General features: G+C 71.7%; 7 protein-coding genes and 1 pseudogene. 1 reads left to right on the top strand and 7 read right to left on the bottom strand.

Going from position 1 to position 7724, the window contains the following annotated elements; genetic code table 11:
• The 7 genes from R7226_RS30320 to R7226_RS30350 form a co-directional block, all read right to left on the bottom strand.
• A partial coding sequence (locus R7226_RS30320) for a hypothetical protein (protein ID WP_318601249.1) occupies positions 1-209 on the bottom strand: 209 nt, incomplete at its 3' end.
• Positions 206-808 (bottom strand): RNA polymerase sigma factor, encoded by a 603-nt coding sequence (locus R7226_RS30325; RefSeq protein WP_318601250.1) that lies wholly within the window; start codon positions 806-808, stop codon positions 206-208. The genes R7226_RS30320 and R7226_RS30325, both read right to left, overlap by 4 nt.
• Before the next feature lie 217 nt (positions 809-1025).
• Complete coding sequence (locus tag R7226_RS30330) at positions 1026-2075, bottom strand: bifunctional phosphoglucose/phosphomannose isomerase (RefSeq protein ID WP_318601251.1); 1050 nt, start codon at positions 2073-2075, stop codon at positions 1026-1028.
• Complete coding sequence (locus tag R7226_RS30335) at positions 2072-3172, bottom strand: NDP-sugar synthase (RefSeq protein ID WP_318601252.1); 1101 nt, start codon at positions 3170-3172, stop codon at positions 2072-2074. Before R7226_RS30335 ends, R7226_RS30330 begins: the two co-directional genes overlap by 4 nt.
• 37 nt (positions 3173-3209) lie before the next feature.
• On the bottom strand, positions 3210-4508 hold the full coding sequence (locus tag R7226_RS30340; protein WP_318601254.1) for a UDP-glucose dehydrogenase family protein: 1299 nt from the start codon (positions 4506-4508) through the stop codon (positions 3210-3212).
• Between the two features lie 38 nt (positions 4509-4546).
• Entirely contained in the window at positions 4547-6115 is a 1569-nt protein-coding gene (locus tag R7226_RS30345) for an LCP family protein (protein ID WP_318601256.1), read from the bottom strand.
• Complete coding sequence (locus tag R7226_RS30350; protein WP_318601258.1) at positions 6112-7251, bottom strand: M20 family metallopeptidase; 1140 nt, start codon at positions 7249-7251, stop codon at positions 6112-6114. Before R7226_RS30350 ends, R7226_RS30345 begins: the two co-directional genes overlap by 4 nt.
• An 88-nt stretch (positions 7252-7339) precedes the next feature.
• Here R7226_RS30350 and R7226_RS30355 point away from each other — a divergent pair.
• A pseudogene (locus tag R7226_RS30355) lies at positions 7340-7724 on the top strand (hypothetical protein); the annotation flags it as partial.

Here is a 7724-nt window from a genome sequence, read left to right on the forward strand (position 1 = left end):
GGGCGGGCGGTGGAGGGGGCGGCGTCGGCCGGCGCGGTGTCTGCGGCGGCCGCGGCGGCGTCGGTGGACGACGCGGCGTCGGCCGGCACGGCATCCGCGACCGCCTCGATCGCATCCAGCAGCGCGGCGCGGGCGGTGGCGCGGGCCTCGTCGTCAGGTGCCGCGGCGGCGGCGCGGAAGGCGCGCAGGTGGTCGAGCTCGCTCGTCATCGGTTCTCCTCTCGGGCCGGCGTCAGGCCGCCGGCGGTCGTCGGCTCACCGACTGCTTCACCGCTCGCCGCGAGCAGTTCGCGGACGATCCCGCGCGCCCGGTGCAGCCGCGAGCGGACGGTCCCGACCGGGATCTCCAGCGCTTCGGCGATCTGCTCGTAGCTGAGGTCGGTCCACGCGTGCAGCAGCAGCGCGTCGCGCTCGCCTGGGCCGAGCGAGGCGAGCGCGGTCGCGAGCGCGCGGCCGGAGGCGGCGGCGTCGAGGCGGGCCTCGACCTCGTCGTAGGCGCCGGCCTCGCCGGCGGGCACGGCGGCGCGCGCGTAGGCGCGCAGCCGCCGCTCCTCGCTGCGCCGGTGGCCGCGCAGCAGGTTGGCCGCGATCCCGTACAGCCAGGGCCGCGCATCGGCGCGGGCCCGGTCGAAGCGCGCGCGGCCGTCGAACGCCTGCAGGAAGGTCTCCGACGCCAGCTCGTCCGCGAGCGCGCGCTCCAAGCGACGGCGCAGGAACGCCGCGATCGCGTCGTAGTGGCGATCGAAGACGGCCGCGAAGGCGCGTGGGTCCGCGCACGACGCGGCGATCAGCTCGCCGTCGGTCTCCAACAGGGTGCCGCCCTCCGGGGTCGGGGTCTCACCCTCTCATTGGCCGCACCAGCACGAACAGTTCACGCCAGCCAACCGGCGCGGTCCGGCGGGGTGCGAGCGTGCCGGATCGTGGATGCTGGGCGCGGCGGGCCGGGCCGATAGGGACGGAGTCCCATGAGGCCCGGCGCGTCGTGTCCAGCGCCGCGAGACGGTGCGCTCGCGCGTCGCCGGCGGGTCAGCCGCCTGCCAGGACTGTCTTCAGACGCTCGATCGCCTCGACCGGCGTCGGGTCGATCCCGCGCAGGACGGCGACGTAGAGCGAGACGAGGTCGCCCAGCAGCACGAGCGAGACGAGCCGCTCGGCGCGCGTCTCGCCGCGTCCCTCGACGCGGAACGAGGCGGCGGCGGTCGAGCTGATCAGGCCGCGCGTCAGCTCGATCCGCTGACGCACGCGCGGATGCAGGTCGGAGTCGTCGAGGAAGATCGCGCTGAAGCGGCCCAGCTCGGCCGCGCCCTGCCAGCCGACGAGCTCGTTGTGGTTGAGCTCCGGCAGCTCGGAGGCGAACGCCGGCGTCTTGCCGTTCTCGTTCAGCTGCGTCTTCCAGCGGTAGGCGATCGGCGTCGTGAGGCCGGCGCCCGCGATCTGCGGGATCGTGCCGTGCACGCCGCGCGCGATCTCCTTCGCGAGCGAGTCGTCGGGACCGTCCGGGCCCCACTCCTGCGCGAGCGTCTCGAGGTGCGCGGCGGCGACGTCGATCTCGGAGTGGAGCGACTCGGCGGCGCCGCACAGCGCGGCGACCTCGAGCGCGATCACGAGCATGTAGCCGACCGCGACGCGCGGCTGGAACATCCCCGGCAGCGGGATCACCGGCACGCCGTCCTCGCGCGCGGCGGCAGCCAGCTTGCCGCCGGTCGTCGCGACGATGCGGTTGGCGCCGATCACGCCGGCCGCCTCGTAGGCGGCGAGCGTCTCCTCGGTGTTGCCGGAGTAGGAGGCGCAGAGGACGGTCGCCTCGTGCGTCGTCCACGCTGGCAGGCCGTAGTCGCGCGCGACGGCGATCGGGCGCGAGGCGCGGTCGCCGAGGACCGAGGCGGCGAGCGCCCCGCCGATCGCGGAGCCGCCCATGCCCGCGACGATGTAGCCGCCGGGCGCGTCATGCGGCGTCAGTCTCGCCGACTCGACCCGCCACAGCGCGTCGCGCAGGTGCTCCGGCAGGCCGAGCACGTCGTCGACCTGCTTGCTGACGTCGACCGCTTCGATGGCGGCGCGGCTGAGATCGCTCAAAACTTGATCGCTCCGTCGGGAAGGGACACGTTGGGGAAGAGGCGGGCGCCCGCCGTCAGATGGTTCTCGGCGCCGAGCACGACGCCCTCGCCGATCATGACGTGCTCGCCGATGCGGCAGCCGGCGCCGAGCTGGACACCCGGGCCGATGACCGCGTGAATGATGCTGGTGCCGGCGCCGACGACAGCGCCGTCGAGCACGACCGCGCCGTCGATGTGCGCGCCGGCGCCGATCTCGACGTTGCGGCCGAGCACCGTGCGACCGCTGACGAGCGCGCCTCTGGCGATCGTCACGCCGGCGCCGACATGCGCCGGTCCGACGAGGCGGCCGTGCACCTTGGCGTCGGGCGCCAGCGCGATGCTGCGGCCGTCGTAGCCGTCCGGGACGGAGGTCTTGACCGCGCCGTCGAGGATGTCGTGGGTCGCCTGGAGATAGCGCTGCGGCGTGCCGATGTCGAGCCAGTAGCCGCTCGACTGGTAGCCGTAGAGGCCGTTGTCGACGAGCTTCGGGAAGACCTCGCGCTCGATCGAGACGTTGCGGTTCGGCGGGACCTCGTCGAGCACGGAGCGCTCCAGCACGTAGGCGCCGGCGTTGACGAGGTTGGTGTCGATCTGGTCCGGGCTCGGCTTCTCGAGGAAGGCGCAGACGCTGCCGTCGTCGTTGAGTCTGACGAGGCCGTACGCCGACGGGTCGTCGACGCCGATCAGCGCCAGCGTCAACTGAGCGCTCGTGCGCTCGTGCTGGGCGAGCTGGTCGGTCAGGTCTATGTCGGTCAGCACGTCGCCGTTGAGCACGAGCACGCGCTCGTCGAGCAGCGACTCGGCGAACTTGATCGCGCCGCCGGTGCCGAGCGGTCTCGGCTCCTCGACGTAGCGCAGGCGGACGCCGTAGGCGCTGCCGTCACCGAGCACGTTGCGGACGCCGGAGGCGAGGAAGCCGCAGGAGATCACGACATCGTCGACGCCGTGGCCCCGCAGCCAGTCGAGCATGAACGCGATGAAGGGACGATCGACGAGCGGGACGACGGGCTTCGGGACGGTCGCGGTCAGCGGCCGCAGCCGCGTTCCCTCGCCGCCGGCCAGGATCAGCGCCTGCATGCTCCACGCACCTCCGCGCGGCGTCCGCCCGGGGCGCTCACGAGCCCCGACCGACGCCTTCGTAGTCGAAGCCGGCGTCGCGCAGCGCCGCCGGATCGAGGTGGTTGCGGCCGTCGATCACGAGCTTGCCGGCCATCCGCTCGCCGGCGGCGGTCCAGTCGAGCTGCTGGAACTCCGGCCACTCGGTCACGAGCACGGCGGCATCGGCGCCGTCGAGCGCGCCGATCGCCGAGTCGGCGAACTCGACGCCGGGCATCAGCGTGCGCGCCTCCTGCTCGGCAAGCGGGTCGTAGGCGCTGACGATCGCGCCCTCGCCCTGCAGTCGCGAGGCGAGCACGAGCGACGACGCCTCGCGCATGTCGTCGGTGTTCGCCTTGAAGGCGAGGCCGAGCAGCGTGATGCGCTTGCCGACGAGCGTGCCGAGGTGCTTCTGCAGCTTTCTGATCACGCGCCGCTTCTGCAGCTCGTTGACCTCGATCACGGCGTTCAGGAGCTGGAAGTGGTAGCCGGAGTTGCCGGCCAGCAGCTTCAGCGCGCTGACGTCCTTCGGGAAGCAGGAGCCGCCGTAGCCGATCCCCGGGCGCAGGAACTTCGCGCCGATCCGCTCGTCGAGGCCCATGCCGCGCGCGACCTCCTCGACGTCGGCGCCGGTCTCCTCGCAGACGTTGGCGATCTCGTTGATGAACGAGATCTTCGTCGCGAGAAAGGCGTTGGAGGCGAGCTTGACCATCTCGGCGCTGCGCACGTCGGTGCGCACCAGCGGCGCGCCGAGCGGCGCGTAGAGGTCGACGACGGCGTCGCCGGCCCAGTCGCCGTCGTCGCCGACGACGACGCGGTCGGGCTTGCGGAAGTCCGCCAGCGCCGAGCCCTCCTTGAGGAACTCGGGGCAGGAGACGTAGCGGAAGCCCTCCTTGCCGCGAGCGGCGAAGGCGCGTCTGATCGAGGCGCCGGTGCCGACGGGCACCGTCGACTTCATCACCAGCGCGTGGCGGTCGGAGACCGGCATCGCGTCGACGACGGCGTGGACGGCCGACAGGTCGGCGTCGCCGGAGTAGGTCGGCGGCGTGCCGACGGCGACGAACAGGAGCCGCGCGTGCTCCAGCGCGGGTCCGAGCTCGGTCGAGAAGTGGAGGCGCTCCGCGTTGGCGGCGATCGACTCGGCGAGGCCGGGCTCGTAGATCGGGATCTCGCCTCGCTTCAGGCGCTCGATCTTGCTGGCGTCGATGTCGACGCACCAGACTTCGTTGCCGAGCTCGGCAAAGCCGGCGGCGGTCACGAGTCCGACGTAGCCGGTGCCGATCACGGCAATCGGTTCGCGCTGCTGTTCCTGGCTCATGCGGCGGCGAAGCCTACTAGGAGGGCTGCAAAGCGGGCTCAGCGACCGCCGAGTCGCGTCAGCGACCCCGCGATCTGGAGCATCTGGTCGTTGGACAGTCTCTTCTCGAGCGTGTTCGAGATCCAGTAGACCGCGTCGCCGGTTCTCCACGCGACCAGCCGCAGTCTTCTGCCGTCGTAGTAGAGGTCGAGCTTCTTGCCGTTGACCGTGCGATGGTCCGACGACGGGTTTCTGAGGATCGGCGGGTCGGTCCAGCGCAGACCCTGGACGCCCATGAAGTTGCCCGGATCGCCGTACTTGACGACGAAGCGGTAGCCCTGGCGCATCTTGCCGTCGGGCGCCTTCGTCTTGTACGCGATCGGGTAGCCGCCCTCGGCGCCGGTGTTGACCGGCATGTAGCCGAGCGAGTTGGGCAGGTAGCGCGGGTAGTAGACGGGGAAGTTCATCGCGCCGAGCTGGATCGCGTAGTCCTTGCCCGTCTGCGCCATGTCGAAGAGGCCGACGCTCTCCGGCGTCGGGCCGGCGGGCGCTCTGGCGCGTCTGCCTCTCTTGCCGCCTCTTCTGGCGCGCTGCTGCTGTCTCGGCGGCGCGGGCGCGGCGTCAGGGTTGAGGAACTCCTTTCTGACGCGCGCGATCTCCTCCGGGCCGGCCTCGACGTAGGAGGCGCCGTCGCTGCCGGTCGTGTAGGTCGGCGTGAGCGCGACCTGCTGGATCGGCTTGCTGGCCGAGAAGGCGACCAGCTGCATCAGCTTCAGCAGCGCCGAGGCCGACTGCAGGTCCTTGTCGGTCTGCATCCGTCTGCCGATGATCCGCGTCAGCTTGTGCGGATCGTCGATGAAGTCGTTGACGTCGTACTGCGAGCGGATCTGGCGCAGGAAGTCCTGCTGGCGGGCGCCGCGCACGAGGTCGGAGTCGGTGTGGCGGTAGCGCACGTAGTCGAGCGCTCTCTGCCCGCACATCATCTGGTAGCCGGGATCGATGTCGATCTCGGCGTACTGCGCCGAGGCGGCGAGGCCGATGTTCGAGTGGTAGTAGCGCTGGTCGACGTCGACGTAGACGCAGCCGATCGCGTCGATCACCTCGCGGAAGCCTCTGAAGTTGACGTTCGCGATGTGGTTGATCGGTATCCCGAACGTTCTTCTGATCACCTCGGCGGTGAGCGCCTCGCCGCCGACCGTGTACGTCTCGTTGATCTTCGTCGGACCGTGCACGAGGCCGTCGGCGTCGGTGTACGTCACTCTCAGGTCGCGCGGTATCGACAGCACCGTCGTGGCGGCGGCGTCGGGGTCGATCCGCACGAGCATCATCGTGTCCGAGCGGGCGTCTCTGCGGGCGGCGTCGAAACGGTGGTCGGAGCCGATCAGCAGGAGCGTCTGCGGATCGCCGGCGTCGGCGCGCGTGATCGCTCTCTCGGCACCTCTGATCGTGCCGCCGGCCTTCAGGTCGTCGACGAAGTTCTGCACGTTGAGCAGGCCCGCGGTCGCGGTCGCGCCCGCGGTCAGCATGATCACCAGCACCGCGGCGAGCAGGAACCGCAGCCACGTGCCGCCGCGCGCGCGGCGCGGGAACTCGTCGAAGCGGTCGTCGTCGTAGTGCTGATAGCTCAAGCCAGTCCTCCCTCGATCGCATGCAACCCGCCGCCGGCCTCGCCGTTGCGGTCTCGCTCCAGCCAATCGGGCAGCGTCCGCACGAAATCGGCCAGCGACTCGCGGTAACGCGTCAGCGACGCGATCGAGACCCACTCGTCAGGGCCGTGGTGCCCGGCGCCGGAGGGACCGAACTCGATCGCGGGGATGCCGGCCTCCAAGAAGGAGACGGCATCGGAGGCGCCGTCGCGGCCGACCGAGACCGCCTCGTCGTCGAGCGTGCGGGCGATCGCGTCGCGCAGCGCGCGCACGTACGGGTTGGTGCGCGAGACGTGCGCGGGCGGGCGCGTCAGCGTCTGGTGCACGGTCACGTCGTCCATCGCGCGGATCGCCGCGAGGATCGCCCCGGGGTCCTGACCGGGCAGGTAGCGCACGTCGACGACCATCTCGCAGTGGTCGGGCACCTTGTTGAAGGCGTCGCCGCCGGCGATCCGGCCGAGGTTGATCGACGGCCGGTCGAACAGCTCCGAGGACTCGCGCGCGAACGGCAGCGCCTCGATCCGGCGGAAGACGTCGACCGCCTTCAGCACCGCGCTGTCCCCCAGCCACGGCGTCGATCCGTGCGCCGAGCGGCCGGCGACGTCGATGCGCATCGCCAGCACGCCCTTCGCCTGGATGCCGATGTGCAGGTTGGTCGGCTCGCCGGTGATCGCGAAGTCGCCGCGAAAGCCCGCCGCGACCAGCTCGTCGGTCGAGCGGCCGTCGACGTCCTCGGACTCCTCGTCGGGGACGCAGAGGAAGCGCACGCGCACCCTGCGCTGCTCTGCGCAGTCCTTCAGGGCGCACATCATCGCCGCGAGGCCGCCCTTCATGTCATAGGCGCCGCGCCCGATCAGGCGATCGCCCTCGACGCGCGGCTCGTACTGGTGCTCGAGGCCCGGCACGACGTCGAGATGGCCGTGGAAGATCACCGTCGGCGCGTCGGCGGGACCGACCTCGGCGACGATCACCGGCAGGCCGTTGTGGGTCTGCTCGCGCACCTCGATGTCGCGTGCCTCCAGCCAGCCGCGCACGAACGCGGCCGCAGCCGCCAGCTCTTCGGCGCGCGACGTGTCGTACGTGATGAGGCGTTCGGCAAGCGCGCGTTCGTCGACCACGGTCGATCCAGGATAGAGATCGCGCAGGACCGGCCGATGACCGAGGGAGAAGCTAAACGGGCGCCAATGCCCATATGAGGAGTTCCGAATGTCCCGAAACCTGGCGCGCCTGCGCCGCCCCACGGCGCTCGCAGCCGCCTCCGCGCTGCTGCTCGCCGGCAGTGCCGACGCCGCGCTGGCAGCGACGCCGGCCGCCGCGAACGCGCGCCTCTACGCCTGCGTCACGAACGACTTCAAGACGCTCAACCTGACGACCAGAGGCGGTCGCTGCGACGCGGGCCAGCAGAAGATCTCGTGGGCGATCGAGGGTCCGCGCGGCGTGGCCGGCCCGCGCGGCGCCAGAGGCGCGGCGGGCGCGACCGGCAAGGCCGGCGCCACCGGGCCGCAGGGCGCCAGAGGCGAGACCGGCGCGACGGGTGCGACCGGCGCCAAGGGCGAGACGGGCGCGCAGGGCCCCGCCGGCCCGGCCGGCA

The sequence above is a fragment of the Conexibacter stalactiti genome, from assembly GCF_033542075.1.
Taxonomy (GTDB): domain Bacteria; phylum Actinomycetota; class Thermoleophilia; order Solirubrobacterales; family Solirubrobacteraceae; genus Conexibacter; species Conexibacter stalactiti.